Origin of the sequence: Nostocoides sp. F2B08 (assembly GCF_009184895.1) — a bacterium.
In the GTDB taxonomy this organism is placed as follows: domain Bacteria; phylum Actinomycetota; class Actinomycetes; order Actinomycetales; family Dermatophilaceae; genus F2B08.
This window is the reverse complement of record NZ_WESE01000004.1, coordinates 121,655-139,524: the sequence shown is the minus strand read 5'-3', so window position 1 is coordinate 139,524 and position 17,870 is coordinate 121,655. Positions and strand designations below refer to the sequence as shown.

Below are 17,870 nucleotides of genomic sequence, written 5' to 3'. Positions count from 1 at the left end.
GAGTCTACGTTGGGTGAGCGCTTGCTTACCTCCGCGGTGTGATGAGACTCGCCCCACGCATACCCGGTCGTCGGGGTCCCGCCACGCGGAGTGCGGGCCGGTCCTGCCCGGTCCGCGGACCGGTTCGCGGGAATAGGCTGTGATAACAGCGACTTATCATCGGCATAAGTCTTGACGTGTCACCTATCGACGTGTCGACCCTGACCGCATCACAGTCACCGAAGGAGCCTTCCGTGCCCATCCACGCCGACGTCACGCAGCTGATCGGGAACACGCCGCTCGTGCGGATCAACCGGATCATCGACTCGCAGGCCACCGTGGCCGCCAAGCTCGAGTTCTACAACCCTGCCAACTCGGTCAAGGACCGGATCGGTGTCTCGATCATCGACGCCGCCGAGGCCAGCGGGGAGCTCCAGCCGGGTGGGACGATCGTCGAGGCGACCTCCGGCAACACCGGCATCGCGCTCGCGATGGTCGGTGCGGCCCGCGGCTACACCGTCGTCCTCGCGATGCCCGAGACGATGAGCCAGGAGCGCAAGACCCTGCTGCGGGCCTACGGCGCCGAGCTCGTCCTCACCCCGGGCTCGGAGGGCATGAAGGGCGCGGTCGCCAAGGCCGACGAGATCGCACAGGAGCGCGGGGCGGTTCTGGCCCGTCAGTTCGCCAACGCCGCGAACCCCGAGATCCACCGCCGGACCACGGCCGAGGAGATCTGGAAGGACACCGACGGAGAGGTCGACATCGTCATCGCCGGCATCGGCACCGGCGGCACGATCACCGGCGTGGGACAGGTGCTCAAGCAGCGCAAGCCCGGTGTGCAGATGATCGCCGTCGAGCCCGAGGAGTCCGCGATCCTCAACGGCGGTGCGCCCGGTCCGCACAAGATCCAGGGCATCGGCGCCAACTTCGTCCCCGAGATCCTCGACACCGAGATCTATGACGAGGTCATCGACGTCAATGCCGGCACGGCGGTCGAGTGGGCGCGCAAGGCCGCGACCGAGGAGGGCCTGCTCGTCGGGATCTCCTCCGGCGCCGCGCTCGCCGCCGCCAACGTCGTCGCGACCCGCCCGGAGAACGCCGGCAAGACGATCGTCGTCATCATCCCCAGCTTCGGCGAGCGCTACCTGTCCACGATCCTCTTCGAGGGTCTGGGCGACTGACGAAAGCAACCCGACGGCAGGAACCAGACCCCGATGACCATGAACTTGTATGCGGATGGCGAGTTCCGCTCCCGTCGCGCCTCGCGCGCGGTGGGGCGGGTGCGCTCGTTCGTGCGCACCGCCCGGGACCGGGTCCGTGAGGACCTCGATGCGGCGATGGAGCGCGACCCGGCGGCCGAGACCCGGGCCGATGTGGCTCTCAACTCGCCCGGCCTGCACGCGATCTGGTCCTACCGGCTCGCCCACGCGATGTGGCGACGGGAGCGACTCAAGCCGGCGGCACGGCTGCTGTCGACGGCGACACGGTCGGTGACCGGTGTGGAGATCCACCCGGGGGCGCAGATCGGACGGCGGTTCTTCATCGACCACGGCATGGGTGTCGTCATCGGCGCGACGGCCGAGATCGGCGACGACGTCATGCTGTACCACGGCGTGACCCTGGGTGGCCGGTCCCTCGCGAAGGTCAAACGACACCCCACGCTCGGCTCCCGGGTCACCGTCGGCGCGGGAGCGAAGATCCTCGGCGCGATCGAGGTGGGCGACGGCGTGCAGATCGGCGCGAACTCGGTCGTCGTCAAGGACATCCCCGACGGTGCAGTCGCGACGGGTATCCCCGCCCAGGTCCGCTACCCCGAGCGGCAGGGCGAGGACCCCTACGAGGCGCTGTTCCGCGACCCGGCCATCTTCATCTGACGGCGGATCAGCGCTCGCTCTGCTGCTCGGTCTCCTCCGGGGGCTCGAGCGGATCCCCCTCGTGGACCGACTCGCCGGACTCGACGCGCGCCTCCATCGTGGGGAGCACCGCCTCTCCGGACACGGTCTTCTCGCTGCGCAGCCTGTCGGCGGTGGACTTCGCCGCGGTGCTGACGGCGTCGGCGACGGCGGGGGCCAGCTGAGTGCGCGCGGCCTCCTTGCCCTTGTCGACCTGCTGTTGGACCGGGCCGCTGTGCCACGCCTTGGACGACAGCGCCTTGATCTGCTCGTAGCGCTGGTGCCCGGCGCGCGCGCCGAGGACGTAGCCGACCGCGGCGCCGACGAGGAACGAGAGCTTGGCCATGATGGATCCTTCCGTGCTGGTCAGTGGCTGTTCGTGCCGGATTCTCGACCCTAGTCGACGTGGACCTCGGCTGCGGTCGTGACGCGCTTCCACGTCCGGCACAGGCCCAGGAGGTGTCGACACCGCCTCGACCGTGGGGTGGGGCCGGACGACGTACTCTGGTGGGGCTGTCGCCGATGCGGCGGCGCAGGAGGGCTCGCATAGTGGCCTAGTGCGGCGGTCTTGAAAACCGCTAAGTCGGTAGCCCCGGCTTCGTGGGTTCGAATCCCACGCCCTCCGCGTGCGGGTTCCGGGGGCCGAGGAACGAGGCTCCCCGGGTTCTGCACTTTCAGCATGCGGGATTCGGGAGGAGGGCGAGGAACGAGCCCGACGGTTCCCACGCCTCCGCCGCGATCGAGCGATGCGCGCAGCGCATGCTCGAGCGCACACCCACCCGCGCAGCGCGCTCGAAAGCCGTGCGCCCACAGCCGCGCCGGCACGACGCCAGGCGCCGGACATTCCGCCACGTGAGACCGCATGTCCGGCCCTCGTTCACCCGGCGTCGGCATACCCATCTCTGCTAGCGTTCAGCGCGGTTGCACGTTTGATCGGGGAGGCCCGATCGGCAGCTGACGCGTTCGGGCGACGTGCCCCTTCGCGAGCGACACACAGGAAAAGAGTTACACCCGATGGCACAGGGCACCGTGAAGTGGTTCAACGCTGAGAAGGGCTTCGGTTTCATCGCCCAGGACGGCGGCGGCCCCGACGTGTTCGTTCACTACACCGCGATCGACTCCAGCGGATACCGCAGCCTCGACGAGGCACAGCGTGTCGAGTTCCAGGTCACCGAGGGCCCCAAGGGTCCGCAGGCCGACCAGGTTCGCGCGATCTGACAGACCTCCGACCTCAACGGTCGCGGAAAGGCGGTCCCCGGTGGGGGCCGCCTTTCCGTTGTCTCCTGCACCTCATCTCTTCGCCAACGACATCTCTTCGCCAACGACCGCGTGACCAGCGCATACCGTATGCGGCTGGCGCGAGTGTCTCGCGCGCCTTTCAGACAGCACTCAGAATCTCTGTCTAGACTTCCCCGCGGATCATGGACAGACAGGCACCAGCGAGACGTCAAGAAAGAGGCGCGCTAGCGTGAGCGGTTGGGAGAACGAGGCTTCGCGCGCCTCCGTTCCAGAGTTCCCCACCCGCCGGTCGATGCGCGAAGCGGCCGAACGCCGCTCGCAGCGTCGCGCCGGGGAGCCCGGGCCGGACACGGCGGTGATGGCGATGAGGGATGGTCACCCCACCCGCCGGTCGCTCAAGGTCCAGCAGCGGCACAGCGCCCGTCGGTCGGCACCAGGTGGCCGTCCTCCCAGGGGGTGGCGCCGGACCAGGTGGGCGATCGCCGCCGTGCTCGTCACCGGGCTGCTGGGCCTGGGTGTCGCGTACGCGAACCTCTCCGGAAACATCGACACCATCGACCTGCTCGACTCGATCGGGACAGATCGGCCGACGGCCGCCGTCGAGGGTCAGCTGAACATCCTCGTCATGGGCTCGGACACCCGTCAGGGCATCGGCACGACGGAGTACGGCAGCGACACCGTCGAGGGTGGAGCCCACTCGGACACCAACCTGCTGGTCCACCTCTCCTCCGACCGCAGCCGGGCCATGGTCGTCTCCATTCCCCGCGACTCGATGGTGCCGGCGCCGGAGGACTGCAACGACCTGTCGTCGACCGTCGACAACGGCGTCGTCCGGCAGTGGAACATGAACTTCAACCAGGGCGGCGCACCCTGTGTGATCCGCACCCTCGAGGGCAACACCGATATCCGGATCGACCACTTCATCGTCATCGACTTCGCCGGCTTCACCCGCATGGTCGACGCACTCGGCGGGATCGAGGTCTGCCTTCCGCAGGACGTGAGCGACCCGGATGCTCAGTTCGAGCTGGCGGCCGGGCGGCATGTCCTGGACGGCAAACAGGCGCTCGGCTACGTGCGCGTGCGCAAGGAGATCGGCGATGGGTCGGACCTCGGTCGCATCGGTCGTCAGCAGGCCTTCATGTCGTCGGTCGCCCAGAAGGCGACCTCCACCTCGCTGCTGCTTCGGCCGGACCGGTTGTACTCCTTCCTCGACGCGGCGACCGAGTCGATGACGACCGACAGCGAGCTGAGCACCACCGAGCTCGCTCGGATCGCCAACAGTGTCCGGTCCATCGGGCTGAGCAAGGTCGAGTTCGTGACCGTCCCGACCGAGGTCTATCCCGAGGACCCGAACCGGGTGCAGTGGACCGAGGAGGCGAACGCGTTGTGGGAGGCGATCCGCTACGACCGGCCGCTCAGCGCCGATGAGCCCACTCCGTCCGCAACGGGCAGTGCGTCCATGACGACCCCGAGCGAGCCGCTCACCGTCAGCCCCGACCAGATCTCGGTCTCGATCGTCAACGCCTCGGGCGTCAGCGGCCTGTCGGCACAGACAGCGCGTGCGCTCGCGGTGCAGGGGTTCGTCTCGATGCTCGGGGGGAACCTGCCCGTCGGTGAGGTGACGGGGACGGTGATCCGGCACTCGTCGGAGAACGCCGAGGCGGCTCGAACCGTCCAGGCGGCGTTCCCGGGGAGCGAGCTCGTCGAGGACGAGACGGTCGTCGGGCCGGTCGTCGTCCAGATGGGTCCCGGCGCGATGAACCCGGTCGAGGTTCCGAACCGCCTCGGCTTCGAGCCCCTGCCGCCGATGCCGGCGACGGCCGAGAACCTGGGAGCGTCGACGGCGACGAGCGGCATCTCCGTCCGCACCGCCGACGAGGACATCTGCAGCTGATCCGCCTCCGGGTCCTCACGTCGGTTCACTCGTCGGCAGATTTTGGCCAGAGCCGCCCCGGGCAGATAACCTGTGCGGGCCGTGGAGGTGTCGCCTAGTCCGGTCTATGGCGCCGCACTGCTAATGCGGTTTGGGCTAACCGCCCATCGAGGGTTCAAATCCCTCCACCTCCGCCAGACGGCAAGGGCCCCCGAGCTTGCGCAGGGGGCCCTTCGCCGTCTGCGGGGGGAGGGATGCCGGGAGCGCGACCGGCCCGCGAGGCACGATTGGGGCGCGAGCGCGGTTCCCTCCACCCTCCGCCCCCCGCCACTGGAGTCACGAACGCCCGGATTCCCGCGCGTTCGTGACTCCACCCGACCCAGAGCCATCCGAACCGACCGTCCCCTGCACCGTCCACCTGAACCGATCCGGGCGGCGGACTACTCTGCAACCATGAGTCACCACCTGAGCACCGAGGCCCAGCGCGTCAAGGACGAGGACACCGCTTACGTCTTCCACTCATGGTCGGCGCAGAAGGTCATCGACCCGCTGCCGATCGCGTCCGCCGAGGGGGTGCGGTTCACCGACCACCACGGGACGACGTACCTCGACTTCTCGTCGGGGCTCGTGCACGCCAACCTCGGCTACCAGCACCCGAAGATGGTCGAGGCCATCCAGCAGGCGGCGACGAAGATGTGCACGCTCGCCCCGGGCTTCGCCTACGAGTCGCGCTCCACCGCCGCCCGCCTCATCTCGGAGAAGGCGCCGGACGGCATGGACATGGTGTTCTTCACCAACGGCGGCGCCGAGGCTACAGAGAACGCACTTCGGATGGCCCGACTGCACACCGGCCGCACCAAGGTGCTCGCGGCATACCGCAGCTATCACGGCGCCACCGCCGGCGCGATCGCCATGACGGGCGACCCGCGCCGATGGGGCTCCGAGCCCTCGATCCCGGGCGTGAAGCACTTCTGGGGTCCGTATCCCTACCGCTCCCCGTTCCATAGCGCGAGCCCGGAGGAGGAGCGGGTGCGCGCCCTGCAGCACCTGCGTGACGTCCTCATGGTCGAGGGTCCCCACACGGTCGCCGCGATCATCCTGGAGACCGTCGTCGGCACCAACGGCATCCTCGTCCCGCCGGAGGGCTACCTCGCCGGGGTGCGACAGATCTGCGACGAGCACGGGATCATGCTCATCGCCGACGAGGTCATGGCCGGCTTCGGCCGGTGCGGCGAGTGGTTCGCGATCGACCGGTGGGGCGTCACGCCAGATCTCATCACCTTCGCCAAGGGCGTCAACAGCGGGTATGTGCCGCTCGGGGGCGTCGTGATGAGCCGGGCGATCTCGGACACCTTCGCCGAACGTCCCTACCCCGGCGGCCTCACGTACTCCGGGCACCCGCTCGCCTGCGCCAGCGCGGTGGCGTCGATCCGGATCTTCGAGGAGGAGGGCATCGTCGAGCGGGCGCGGGATCTCGGGACCGACCTGATCGGGCCGGCCCTCGCCCAGATCGCCGAGCGCCACCCCAGCGTCGGCGAGGTGCGGGGCCTCGGGGTCTTCTGGGCGCTCGAGCTGGTCAAGGACCGCGAGACCCGCGAGCCGCTCGTCCCCTACAACGCCAGCGGGGCCGCGGCCAAGCCGATGGCCGACTTCGCGGCCGCGTGCAAGGGCATGGGACTGTGGCCCTTCGTCCACTTCAACCGCACCCACGTCGTCCCGCCGCTGACGATCGGCGACGAGGACCTGACCAAGGGTCTGGAGATCCTCGACGAGGCGCTCACGGTGGTCGACCAGGCGCTCTGAGCTCGGGGGTAGGCCTCACTCGGGGCCGCCCTGTGTTGGGATGGGTGGTATGACGAACCCGCTCCTGAGCCCGTCGACGCTGCCCTTCTCACTCCCGGACTACGCCTCGATCACCGAGGACCACGTCCGTGAGGCACTGAACGTCGGGATGGGCGAGCAGCTCGCCGCCCTCCGCGAGCTCGGGCACGACGAGTCGCCTGCAACGGTCGAGAACGTCCTGCACGCATGGGAGCGATCGGGAGCGACGCTTGAGCGCACGCTCTCGGCGTTCTGGGTCGCCAAGGCGGCGGACACCAACCCGGAGCGGGACGCGATCATGGCCGAGTACATGCCTCGGCTGGCCGAGCACGCCGACGCCATCCTGCTGGACCCTGCCCTGTATGCGCGCCTCACCCAGCTGCGCGACCGCGCCGCCGCCGGCGAGGTCGTTCTCGACGCGGAGGACGAGTTCAATCTCGCCGAGCGCCTGCGCGCATACGAGCGGGGTGGCATCACGCTTCCCCCCGAGTCGCAGGACCGTTTGCGCGAGCTCAACGCCGAGCTGGCCAGGATGTCGAACGCCTTCGACCGGCTGCTCGTGGAGGGGCGCAACGCCGCGGCCGTGCTCGTGTCCGACGAGGCGCGACTCGCCGGCCTGCCGGAGGACGAGCGGGCCGGGCTCCGGGAGTCGGCCCGTGCCCGGGGCATGGACGGCTGGCTCATCACGATCACGAACACGACGGGGCAGCCGGTGCTCGACGCTCTCGAGGACCGGGCTCTGCGCGAGGAGGTGTTCCAAGCGTCGGTGTCGCGGGGACTCTCCGGTGAGCACGACACCCGGGACCTCCTCGTCCGGATCGCCCGGATGCGCGCCGAGCGCGCCACCCTGCTCGGCTACGACCATCACGCCGCATACGTCCACGAGGTGGCCTGTGCCCGGACCACCGATGCGGTCAACGACCTGCTCGCCCGGCTCGCTCCAGGGGTGGTCGAGATCGCCGCCCGTGAGGCCGAGGTGCTCGCCGAACGACTGCGGATGATCGATCCGCAGGCCCGGCTCGAGGCGTGGGACTGGCAGTTTCTCGCGAGCCGCGAGGCGGGCGCCTCGGGTGTGGACCCGGAGCTCGTCAAGCCGTACCTGGAGTACACCCAGGTCCTGCACGACGGTGTCTTCGCCGCGGCGACGGCGTTGTACGGAGTCACCTTCCACCACCGGCCCGACCTCGTCGGCTACACGGCCGAGGCGTCGGTGTACGAGGTTCGCGAAGAGGACGGCTCGACGCTCGGAGCGGTCGTCATCGACCCCTACACGCGGCCGACGAAACAGGGTGGAGCATGGATGACGAGCATCGTCGACCAGTCACGCCTCTTCGGTGATCTGCCGGTCGTGACGAACACGTGCAACCTGACCCCGCCGTCGCCGGGGTCGCCGAGCCTGATGACGTGGGACAACGTCATCACCCTGTTCCACGAGTTCGGCCACGACCTGCACGGCCTGCTTTCGGATGTGCGCTACCCCTCCCGGGCCGGCACCGCGGTTCCACGGGACTTCGTCGAGTTCCCGAGCCAGGTCAACGAGATCTGGGCGTTCGAGCCGACCCTGATCAGGGAGTACGCCAGGCACCATCGCACGGGCGAGTCGATCCCGACCGAGTGGGTCGAGGCGCTGGTCGCCGGGCGACAGAGCAGCGGCCACCACACCCTCGAGCTGCTCAAGGCGATGATCCTCGACCAGGCCTGGCACCAGACGCCGCTCGCGGAGCTGCCCGCGTCCGGCGCCGGCGTCGAGGACTTCGAGGCCGCAGCGCTGGAGCGGGCCGGCGTCGCGTTCCCGCTCGTCCCACCGCGGTACCGGTCGACGTACTTCCACCACATCTTCGGGGGCGGCTACTCCGCCGGGTACTACTCCTACCTCTGGTCCGAGGTCATGGACGCCGACACCGTCGCCTGGTTCGAAGAGCAGGCCGAGACCGCGGCCGACGGGTCCTCCCGGCCGACCCTGATGACCCGGTCGGCCGGTGAGCACTTTCGCCGTGAGCTCCTCGCCCGAGGCGGCTCCATCGAGGCATTGGAGACCTACCGCCGGTTCCGGGGGCGGGACCCCGAGGTCTCCCATCTGCTGGCGCGGATCGGCCTGTCCGGCTGACCGATGCCACCAACCACGGTGGCGCTGGCACGCCGGCGCGCAGATGGGCCGCCGGGGCGGAAGGCGGCGACTGAAGGTGGCCCCGGCGACCCAGGTCTCACGCCGTCGGTGCCGACGGCCGGACGCTGTTCTGTGCGCTGTGCTACTACACACTGTAGTGGATCATGCTGGCCCTCGTGTGCCCGGGGCGGTATCAGAGGGTGCCGAATACGTCACACCGAGGCTTCGACGGAGCGTCGAGGGACCGGGAGGATCGCGGCGCCGTCGCGATTTCTCCGCCGCCGTGGGGCACGGTATGGTTGTCCGTCGTTGCTCCGGGTGATCCTCTGGGCAACACCGGCGCCCGTAGCTCAACGGATAGAGCATCTGACTACGGATCAGAAGGTTAGGGGTTCGAATCCCTTCGGGCGCGCTCTGGGTCTCGACCCGGCTCAGTCATATGACGGTCTCAGTCGCGTGACGGTCTCAGTCGTGTGACATCTGGTCGACGCACACGGTGATGGCGAGAATGAGCGGCACGTCCTGGCCCTGGGCCAGTTGGACGCCGTAGGTGTCGCGCATGCGGAACCACTTCTTGGAGACCTCGGCGACCTTCTGCCCGTCGCGCTCGATCTCGTACTCGTGGTCGACGATGTTGCCGTGGGCTTTGAGCTCTCCACCACCCTCGACGTCGACGATGTAGTGGTCGCGGATGCCGATCAGGCGCTTACGGACCGTCGCTGTGGTCGACCCACTCTCGATGGTCATCTTGTCGCGGACGCTGAGCTTCTTCTCCTGAATCTTGGCGAGCTCGTGGCCGCCGGCGTCCTCGAGGATGAACGTGTCACGAAGGCGCACCGCCTTGCCGTTGACCCGGTAGACCTTGTTGCCGCCCGAGTCCTCGATCCAGAAGTCGTCCCCGATCGCGAACATCTTCTCGCGCATCTGGAACGTCGGTCCGTCGAGTCCGCGGTTGCGAAGTCCCATGACATGTCCTCTCGTCGTGCTGGAGTCTCACGCGGTCTGCGTGAGAGTCATTCGACTCCCGTCCCGAGGTCGCCGCATCACCTCCGGCGGGCGATATCCGCGGCGTGCGACCCGCGAAGCGGTGTGACCGCTCCCGTCAGTTCCGAGTCCGGTCGCGAGTCCCCACGATCGGCCTGTGCCGTGCCGGCGCGGGATCGCGGCGTCGCCTCCTTCACGGCCTCGGACCGGAACCACCTCGCAATGACGATGACGCCGATCACGGCCCACCCGAGAATCACGGCGAGATGCTCCCACGGGAAGGGGTTGGCCACGCTCGACACCGACTCAGTCATCGCCCGCGCCGCATGCCGCAGCGGGAACACCCAAGACACCGTGTCGACGACGTCCGGAAGGTCCACGCCGGCAACGAAGATGTCGGAGATGAAACACAGCGGAAGCAACGTGCCGAGCGTTGCCGCAAGCACCGCCTGAGCGCCGTGGACGAGTGAGGCGACCGCCAGCCCGACGATGGCGAACGTCGTCGCCGACACGACGAACATCAGCACACCGGTCGGCCATCCCGGGGGGACGGGGGGCGAGTACATCAGGGCCGCGAGGACAGCGATCCCCGCCAGGGTCAGCAGTGATACGACCAGGGCGGCGACGACACGTCCGGCGAGCATCACCCCCGTGGGCAGCGGTGTACCTCGGGTGCGTTTGAGCACCCCGCGCTCGCGCTCCTCGGCCAATCCCTGAGGCATGTTCACGAACGACGTGACGGCCGAGCCGTAGACCGCCATGGTCGCGGCGAAGAAGCTGCCGAGGATCAGACCTCCCCCGAGGTCGAGGTCACCGCCGCCGTTGACCGTCGGAATGATGGCCACGAGGAGGAGGGGGAAGGCCACGGCGAAGAAGACCGACGATGCGTCGCGCCACAGGATCGCCTGAGCGTGCGCCACTTGGCCGGCCAGGAGGCGGTGGCCCGAGGGTCGCGTCGACCGCCGTGGGCGCGCGTCCTCGGCCCGGGCGCGAGGACTGGTCGACAGCTGCGGCGCGGCAGTCGCGTGCTCGCGGCCGGAACGCAGCGCCCACAACGCCACGGCCGAACCCGCGACCCCCCAGAGGGCGATGACGGAGAGGTGGTCCCACTGCAGGGCCGAGCCGGTGGCGTATGGGTCGAGGGCGCCGGAGAAGACGGTCACCATGTGCTTGAGGGGAAACGCCCAGGCGATCGAGTTCATCCAGGCGGGCGTGGTCCCACTGACGATGAAGACCCCCGAGATGAATGCGAGAACGATCGCCACGCCGTTCGTGACCGCGATGACGATCGGTGGTCTGGACAGCAGCAGGGCCAGGGCTATGCCGAGCGCCGCGAAGGTGAACGAGGACAGCAGCAGCGTCACGACGATGGCGGCGAACGACCGGCCGAAGAGCTGGAGATCGTACGCGACGACGCCCACCACGAGGATGAGCGACACCGACAGGAGGCCCAGGATGATTGCGGCCCCGATGCGGCCCCCGATGAGTGCCCAGCGCGGAAGCGGCGTTCCCGTCTGGCGCTTGAGCACCCCCGTCGCACGGGCCTCCGAAAGCCCTGAGGCCAGGAACGAGAACGTCGCCATGATGACCCCGAACGACGCGAGCGCCGGCGCGAGGAACTGGACCAGTCGCACGCCGGTGCCTTCGTCGACGACGACGTTGCCGATCAGAGCCGAGAGCAGGACGAAGAACACGAGGGGGAACCCGACGCTCAAGATCATCGTCAGGGGCGTCCGCAGGAGGGAGACGAGCTCATGCCTGACCTGCCGGACGAGGACGGGAACGCGCCCGTTGGGTGCGGTGCTCACCGCGTGACCTCCTGTGCGGGATGCTCGTCGACGAGGTCGAGGTAGACGTCCTCGAGGCTCGGGCGCGTCAGGGTCAGGTCCTCGAACTCCAGCCCGCGGTTCACCGCCCACGCGGACAGGATGGCCACGTCCGCAGTCGGGGACGTTGTGCGCACCTCGACGTCGCTCCCGGCGACACGTCGCTCGGTTCCCACCATCGGGAGGTCGACCGTCTCGACACCGCTGGGCAGCCGGAAGGAGATGACGGTTCCCGAACCGGCGCGTGCCGCCAGCTCGGCGGGGGTCCCGGCTGCCACGACCCGCCCGCGGTCCATGATCACCACGCTGTCCGCGAGGTGCTCGGCCTCATCGAGGTAGTGCGTCGTGAGCAGAACGGTCGCGCCGAGGTCGCGTAGGTCGTCGACGACCTGCCATGCGTTGCGTCTCGCGGATGGGTCGAACCCGGTCGTGGGCTCGTCGAGGAAGATCATCTCGGGCCGGCCCACGACACCGAGCGCCAGGTCCAGACGGCGTCGCTGCCCACCCGAGAGAGTGCGGATGCGGGCATCCGCCTTCTCCTCGAGCCCGGCCAACCGGAGCACCTCGTTCACGGGGCGCGGAGCCGGGTAGTAGCCGGCGTGCAGTCGGAGCAGCTCCCGTGGAGTGAAGGTCTCCTCGAAGCCCGCCTCCTGCAGGACGACGCCGATCCGTTCCCGGAAGGCGCGACCACCGGTCTGCGGATTCATCCCCAGCACCCGGACGGTCCCGGCGTCGGGGCGCCGGTACCCCTCGAGGATCTCCACGACGGTGGTCTTTCCGGCGCCGTTGGGCCCGAGGAGGGCGACCACCTCCCCGGTCTCGACGAAGAGGTCCAGTCCGTCGACCGCCGTGACGGACCCGTAGGACTTGCGCAGATCGGTGACCTCGATCGCCGTCATGGTGGTTGCCCTTCCAGCGCCTCCCGACTCATTGTCCCGCCGGAGGCCTTCTCTCGGCCCCGGCGAGTGTCCCGGGTCACTCGGCGAGGACTCGGCTCTCGACGCGCGGCCGGCGGCGATCGCTGGATAGCATCGGCCCACGCCGCGGACGAGGAGGAGCGATGGCAGGGGAGGCTCGGGCGTACTGGCTGCGGGAGCCGGGCGTCGGCGAGATCCGGTCCGCGGAGCTTCGGGAGCCCGCCGCGGGCGAGGTGCTCGTCCGGACGCTCCGGTCGGGGGTCAGTCGGGGCACGGAGCTGCTCGTCTTCCGAGGAGGCGTCCCTGCCGACCAGTACGCCGCCATGCGGGCGCCGTTCCAGGAGGGCGACTTCCCCGGCCCGGTCAAGTACGGCTACCTCAACGTCGGTGTCGTGGAGCACGGGCCGCCGCGACTCCTGGGCCGCACGGTGTTCTGTCTCTATCCGCATCAGACGGCCTACGTCGTGCCGGAGGCCGGCGTGGTCCTCGTTCCCGATGACGTCCCCGTCGAGCGCGCGGTCCTGGCCGGAGCGGTGGAGACGGCGGTGAACGCCCTCTGGGACGCGGAGGCGATGGTCGGCGACCGGGTGACCGTCGTGGGCGCGGGAATGGTGGGGCTGTGCGTGACCCGCCTCCTCGTCCGCATCCCCGGCACCGAGGTCACCGTCCTCGACGTCGACCCCTCCCGCGCGCCTGTGGTGGAGGCTCTCGGCGCCCGCTTCGCTCTCCCTGTCGATGCCGACAGGGCGCAGGACGTCGTCGTCCATGCGAGCGCGACGTCAGACGGCCTGCAACGCTCCCTGGACCTGCTCGGTCCCGAGGGCACGGTCGTCGACCTCAGCTGGTACGGCGACGCCGACGTGACCCTGCGGCTCGGGGGCGCCTTCCACTCCGGTCGGCTGCGGATCCGCTCCAGCCAGGTCGGGACGGTCTCACCTGCCCGGTCGGCGCGGCGCACTTCCGGTGACCGCCTGCGGCTCGCGCTCGAGCTGCTCCGGGACCCGGCCTTCGACGCTCTGCTGAGCGGCACCTCGCCGTTCGACGACCTGCCCGCGGTGATGGCCTGCCTCGCGAATGGCACGCTCGATGCGGTGTGCCACGTCGTCACCTACACCGACGATGCGGCGGACGTCCGACCCGAGGGCGGTGGCGACCGTGACCATCGGCTCGGCTCCGATTGACGAGCCGGGTTCGACCGACGTACCAATGAGCCAGGAGGTGGGCCGATGTTCAGTGTGACGGTGCGGGACCACATGATGATCGCCCACAGCCTTCCCGGCGAGGTCTTCGGCCCTGCGCAGGGACTGCACGGGGCGACCTACGTCGTCGATGCGACCTTCCGCGCCGGGACGCTGGACGCCGACGGGGTCGTCGTCGACATCGGGGCGGCTTCGGCGGCGCTCGCCGCGGTCGTCGGTGGACTGACCTACCGCAACCTCGACGAGGACCCGAGCCTGTCCGGGATGACGACGACGACCGAGCGGCTGGCTCAGGTGGTCGCGGATCGGCTGGCGGACCGGATGCAGGCCGGCGAGCTGGGTCGGGTGGCCCATGTCGGCTCCCTCTCGGTCACGCTGCACGAGTCGCACATCGCCTGGGCCGCCTACGAACGAGCGGTGTGAGAGCCGTGCACGTCGTCGGCCCCGCGGAGGTGTCCGACGCGCGGCGGCCCAGCGGTGGGAACACGTATCACCGCATGGTATGCGCAGGCCTGGAACGGCTCGGCTGGGCCGTCCACGAGCGCCTGGTCGAGGGCTCGGCACGGGCCGGGACCGGAGCGACCCTCCGCGACTCGCTCGCCGGCGCGCTCCACGGCATCCCGGACGGGGAGCTCGTGCTGCTCGACGGTCTGCTCACCGCACGCGCCGCGCCCGTCGTCGCCGCACACGGTGGGCGCCTCCACCTCGTTCTGCTCGTCCATCTTCCGCACGGGCTCGAGACAGCCGCCGGCGCCGGCGCCGACCTTCGCGCGGCGGAGCGAACCGTTCTCGACGCGGTGACAACAGTCGTCACGACGAGCCGGTGGACGCGTGACTGGTTGGTGGAGACGTATGCGGTCGACCCCTCGCGGATCCAGGTCGCCTCTCCAGGGGTGACGTCAGCCGAGCCGGCCGTGCCGAGCGCAAGTGGACATCGACTGCTGTGCGTGGGTGCGATCACCCCAACGAAAGGTCAGGACGTCCTCGTCGAGGCGCTGGCCGAGGACGCCGACCTCCCGTGGTCCGGCCGGTGCGTCGGTGCCCTGGACGTCGAGCCCGGGTTCGTCGACCGCGTCCTGACCCGGGGAGTTGCCCTGGGGCTGGGCGAGCGGCTGACCTTCACGGGGTCGGCGCCGCCGGAGGCGGTGGCTGCGGAGTACGCCGACGTCGACCTCCTGGTCGTCCCGTCCCGATTCGAGACGTACGGGATGGTGATCACCGAGGCCCTGGCCCGTGCGGTCCCCGTGCTCGCGGCAGCGGTCGGAGGGGTCCCCGAAGCCTTGGGGACCGCGCCGGACGGACGGCGTCCCGGCCTGCTCGTCACTCCGGCCCAGCCTGCGGCGTTCGCATCGGCCCTCCGCGAGTGGCTCACCGACCACGACCTGCGCGACGACCTGCGGTCCGCGGCCGCCGCCCGGCGATCGACCCTGCGCGACTGGTCCGACACCAGCCACACGATCTCCACCGTTCTCAGCCGGGCCGCCGCATGACGACGGTCCCCGGCAGCGTCACCCCGCACTGGCTGCGGCTGCGGGAGCGGGCCGACGCGCTCGCACGCTCCGACCGGCTCGTGGCTTCGGTGTCCGCGAAGCTGCCCGACGGTGAGACCGCCGAGATCCACGACCTCGGTTCCGGGAGCGGTTCGATGGGTCGGTGGCTCGCCCCCCGGCTGCCTACCTCCCAGCGGTGGGTGCTCCACGACCGCGACGAGGCGCTTCTGGAGATCGCGGCAGCCCATCCGCCCGCGGCTCCTGACGGTCACACGGTCCTCGTCGAGGTGGCGCCCGGAGACCTGGCCCGACTGGTGCCGGGGGATCTCAGCGGAGCGTCGCTCGTGACGACGTCCGCGCTGGCCGACATCCTCACTCTGGCCGAGCTGACGACGCTCGTGGACCTGTGCACCGGGCTGGGCTGCCCTGCCCTGCTCACCCTGTCCGTCACCGGGGACGTCGGGCTCTGGCCACCGGATCCGCTCGATGCCGAGCTGGCGTCCGCCTTCAACGACCACCAGCGTCGCACCGTCGATGGCCGGACCCTCCTCGGTCCCGATGCGCCGCGGCGGATGGTGGAACTGTTCGCCGCCCGCCGGGCCGATGTCGAGGTGGCCTCGAGCCCCTGGCGGCTGGGATTCGAGACCCGGCGGCTGACGGAGGAGTGGCTCGCCGGCTGGGTCGGTGCGGCATGCGAGCAGAGACCGGGCCTGGGCGGGTTCGCGGACTCATATCTCGCTCTGCGTCGCGAACAGCTCGTCGACGGACTCCTCGAGGTCACCGTCGGCCACGTCGACATCCTGGCGACCCCCCGGGGGTCCGGATGACACCGTCCGGATGGCGATGGATCCGGCCCCTGGTCGGTGCGGTGATCCTCGGGCTGGTCGTCGCGCAGATCGGTGCAGCGGCGTTCCGGGAAGGTCTGCGGGCGCTGGACACGGCGACCCTGGTCGTGGGGGTGCTGCTCGCCGCTCTGACGACCGTGTGCTCCGCATGGCGGTGGCGGCTCGTCGCCGACCGGTTGTCCGCCGGGCTGCCGCTGTCCTTGGCTGTCGCGTCGTACTACCGCTCACTGCTCCTCAACCTCACCCTGCCCGGTGGGGTTCTCGGGGACGTCGACCGGGGCGTCCGGCACGGGCGTCGGGTCGACGACGTCCGGGTCGCGCTGCGCGCCGTCGTGTGGGAACGGGTCAGCGGGCAGGTGGTCCTCATCGGGCTCGCTGTGCTGGCGGTGCTGTTCACTCCGGTGCCCGAACCTGCTCGGGCCCTGGTTGCAGGAGGGCTGGTCCTCATCGCGCTCCTCGCGATCGCAACCGTGCGGCACGCCGGGTCTCAGCCGCGTCCGACCGTTCGTCGTTTCGGTCCTATTGCCGTGAAGTGGCCCGAGGGGAAGAGCGGCCTTCCGACGCGGGTGGCGACGGTCGCGCTCGCCGACGGCCGCGCTCTCGCCTCGCCGCGCGTGGTCCTCGGTCTCCTCGGCTCGTCCCTGATCGCGATCTCCGGGCACGTGGCGACCTTCGTGGTCGCCGCCCGAGCAGTGGGGACCGCCATGCCGGTCACCGACCTGGTGATCGCCGCGGTCCTCGTGCTGCTCGTCGCCGCCGTGCCCCTCAGCCTCGCCGGCTGGGGCCCGCGCGAAGGTGCGGCCGCCTGGGTCTTCGCGGCGACCGGCGCCCAGGCGAGCGAGGGGCTGGCGGTCTCCGTCGCATACGGATCGATGGTCCTCGTGGGTGCGCTCCCAGGACTGTTCGTCATCCTCGCCGGCCGATCGCGGACCTCGGCGGTGAGCGCCCGTGCCTGACCTGCCCGACGCTGACCTGCCCTACACGGTGCTGAGCTGCGCCATGTCGCTCGACGGATACCTCGACGACCGCACGAAGAGGCGGTTGGTCCTGTCCAACGCCCAGGACCTGGACCGGGTCGACGCCGTCCGCGCCAGCTGCGACGCCATTCTCGTCGGTGCCGTCACGGTCCGCACGGACAACCCGCGTCTCGTCGTGCGAGGCGAGGCACGGCGAGCCCAGAGGGTCGCCGAGGGCCGTCCGGCGTCACCGCACAAGGTGACGGTCACCCGGCACTCCTCGCTGGACCCGACCGCGGCATTCTTCGCCTCGGGAGACGCCGAGAAGCTCGTGTACTGCGCCTCCGCCTCCGCGGGCCGGCTCCGCCGCGAACTGGGCGAGGTGGCGACCGTCGTCGACGCCGGATCGGCTCCGAGCATGACCACGGTCAGCGCCGACCTCGCCGCCCGGGGGGTGCGGCGGCTCCTCGTCGAGGGTGGGCAGGCCGTGCACACCCAGTTCCTCACGGGAGGTCTCGCCGACGAGCTCCAGGTCGTCATCGCCCCCTTCTTCGTCGGCGACTCGCGCGCTCCGCGCGTGGTCGGTGACGGGGACTTCCCATGGAACCGTGACCGACGCGCCCGCCTGGCGGACGTCTGCCGCCTCGGTGACGTGGTGCTGCTGCGCTACGCGCTCTCCGACCGGTTCGACACCGAGACGGCGGGAGATGGCTGGACGTGAATCGAGAGACCAGGGAGCTGA

The 17,870-nt window shown here is 70.0% G+C and carries 16 protein-coding genes and 3 tRNA genes; 15 read left to right on the top strand and 4 right to left on the bottom strand.

Annotation, left to right across the window (positions count from 1 at the left end; genetic code table 11):
* Positions 1-233: 233 nt before the first annotated feature.
* A complete protein-coding gene (gene cysK / locus GA707_RS10550; RefSeq protein WP_152178402.1) occupies positions 234-1,160 on the top strand; it encodes a cysteine synthase A in 927 nt (308 codons plus the stop codon).
* Positions 1,161-1,199: 39 nt separating this feature from the next.
* Positions 1,200-1,853, top strand: coding sequence for a serine O-acetyltransferase (gene cysE / locus GA707_RS10545; protein ID WP_152178759.1), 654 nt, complete (start codon positions 1,200-1,202; stop codon positions 1,851-1,853).
* 7 nt (positions 1,854-1,860) lie between these two features.
* Here the strand turns inward: cysE and GA707_RS10540 are convergent, their stop codons facing one another.
* A complete protein-coding gene (locus GA707_RS10540) occupies positions 1,861-2,217 on the bottom strand; it encodes a protoporphyrinogen oxidase (protein WP_152178401.1) in 357 nt (118 codons plus the stop codon).
* A gap of 189 nt (positions 2,218-2,406) precedes the next feature.
* Here GA707_RS10540 and GA707_RS10535 point away from each other — a divergent pair.
* The 7 genes from GA707_RS10535 (at position 2,407) to GA707_RS10505 (ending at position 9,323) form a co-directional block, all read left to right on the top strand.
* Positions 2,407-2,496 (top strand) — tRNA-Ser (locus GA707_RS10535).
* Positions 2,497-2,885: 389 nt separating this feature from the next.
* Positions 2,886-3,089, top strand: coding sequence for a cold-shock protein (locus tag GA707_RS10530; protein ID WP_152178400.1), 204 nt, complete (start codon positions 2,886-2,888; stop codon positions 3,087-3,089).
* A gap of 250 nt (positions 3,090-3,339) precedes the next feature.
* Positions 3,340-5,004, top strand: a complete 1,665-nt coding sequence (locus tag GA707_RS10525; RefSeq protein ID WP_226963710.1) for an LCP family protein — start codon at positions 3,340-3,342, stop codon at positions 5,002-5,004.
* 83 nt (positions 5,005-5,087) lie between these two features.
* Positions 5,088-5,180, top strand: a tRNA-Ser gene (locus GA707_RS10520).
* A gap of 256 nt (positions 5,181-5,436) precedes the next feature.
* A complete protein-coding gene (locus GA707_RS10515) occupies positions 5,437-6,786 on the top strand; it encodes an aspartate aminotransferase family protein (protein WP_152178399.1) in 1,350 nt (449 codons plus the stop codon).
* Between the two features lie 49 nt (positions 6,787-6,835).
* Complete coding sequence (locus GA707_RS10510; protein WP_152178398.1) at positions 6,836-8,911, top strand: M3 family metallopeptidase; 2,076 nt, start codon at positions 6,836-6,838, stop codon at positions 8,909-8,911.
* A gap of 339 nt (positions 8,912-9,250) precedes the next feature.
* Positions 9,251-9,323 (top strand) — tRNA-Arg (locus GA707_RS10505).
* Positions 9,324-9,376: 53 nt separating this feature from the next.
* On the opposite strand, the gene GA707_RS10500 is transcribed toward GA707_RS10505, so the two are convergent.
* The 3 genes from GA707_RS10500 to GA707_RS10490 all read right to left on the bottom strand — a co-directional run bounded on the left by GA707_RS10500 (position 9,377) and on the right by GA707_RS10490 (position 12,620).
* Positions 9,377-9,877, bottom strand: a complete 501-nt coding sequence (locus GA707_RS10500; protein ID WP_152178397.1) for an LURP-one-related/scramblase family protein — start codon at positions 9,875-9,877, stop codon at positions 9,377-9,379.
* A 77-nt stretch (positions 9,878-9,954) separates the two neighbouring features.
* On the bottom strand, positions 9,955-11,703 hold the full coding sequence (locus tag GA707_RS10495) for an ABC transporter permease (RefSeq protein ID WP_152178396.1): 1,749 nt from the start codon (positions 11,701-11,703) through the stop codon (positions 9,955-9,957).
* Positions 11,700-12,620 (bottom strand): ABC transporter ATP-binding protein, encoded by a 921-nt coding sequence (locus GA707_RS10490; protein ID WP_152178395.1) that lies wholly within the window; start codon positions 12,618-12,620, stop codon positions 11,700-11,702. The genes GA707_RS10495 and GA707_RS10490 overlap by 4 nt, the downstream gene beginning before the upstream one ends.
* A 161-nt stretch (positions 12,621-12,781) precedes the next feature.
* On the opposite strand from GA707_RS10490, the gene GA707_RS10485 reads away from it, so the two are divergent.
* The 6 genes from GA707_RS10485 to GA707_RS10465 are packed head-to-tail and all read left to right on the top strand — an operon-like array spanning position 12,782 to position 17,849.
* Positions 12,782-13,819: a zinc-binding alcohol dehydrogenase gene (locus GA707_RS10485; protein ID WP_152178394.1), complete on the top strand. Its 1,038-nt coding sequence runs from the start codon at positions 12,782-12,784 to the stop codon at positions 13,817-13,819.
* A 45-nt stretch (positions 13,820-13,864) separates the two neighbouring features.
* Positions 13,865-14,260: a 6-carboxytetrahydropterin synthase gene (locus tag GA707_RS10480; protein ID WP_152178393.1), complete on the top strand. Its 396-nt coding sequence runs from the start codon at positions 13,865-13,867 to the stop codon at positions 14,258-14,260.
* A complete protein-coding gene (locus GA707_RS10475) occupies positions 14,257-15,327 on the top strand; it encodes a glycosyltransferase family 4 protein (RefSeq protein WP_226963709.1) in 1,071 nt (356 codons plus the stop codon). Before GA707_RS10480 ends, GA707_RS10475 begins: the two co-directional genes overlap by 4 nt.
* The gene (locus GA707_RS20825; protein ID WP_193315279.1) at positions 15,324-16,154 is read left to right on the top strand and encodes an SAM-dependent methyltransferase; all 831 of its coding nucleotides are present in this window, start codon (positions 15,324-15,326) and stop codon (positions 16,152-16,154) included. Before GA707_RS10475 ends, GA707_RS20825 begins: the two co-directional genes overlap by 4 nt.
* On the top strand, positions 16,151-17,128 hold the full coding sequence (locus GA707_RS10470) for a lysylphosphatidylglycerol synthase transmembrane domain-containing protein (protein WP_193315278.1): 978 nt from the start codon (positions 16,151-16,153) through the stop codon (positions 17,126-17,128). The genes GA707_RS20825 and GA707_RS10470 overlap by 4 nt, the downstream gene beginning before the upstream one ends.
* The gene (locus GA707_RS10465; protein ID WP_226963708.1) at positions 17,121-17,849 is read left to right on the top strand and encodes a dihydrofolate reductase family protein; all 729 of its coding nucleotides are present in this window, start codon (positions 17,121-17,123) and stop codon (positions 17,847-17,849) included. Before GA707_RS10470 ends, GA707_RS10465 begins: the two co-directional genes overlap by 8 nt.
* Positions 17,850-17,870: the final 21 nt, after the last annotated feature.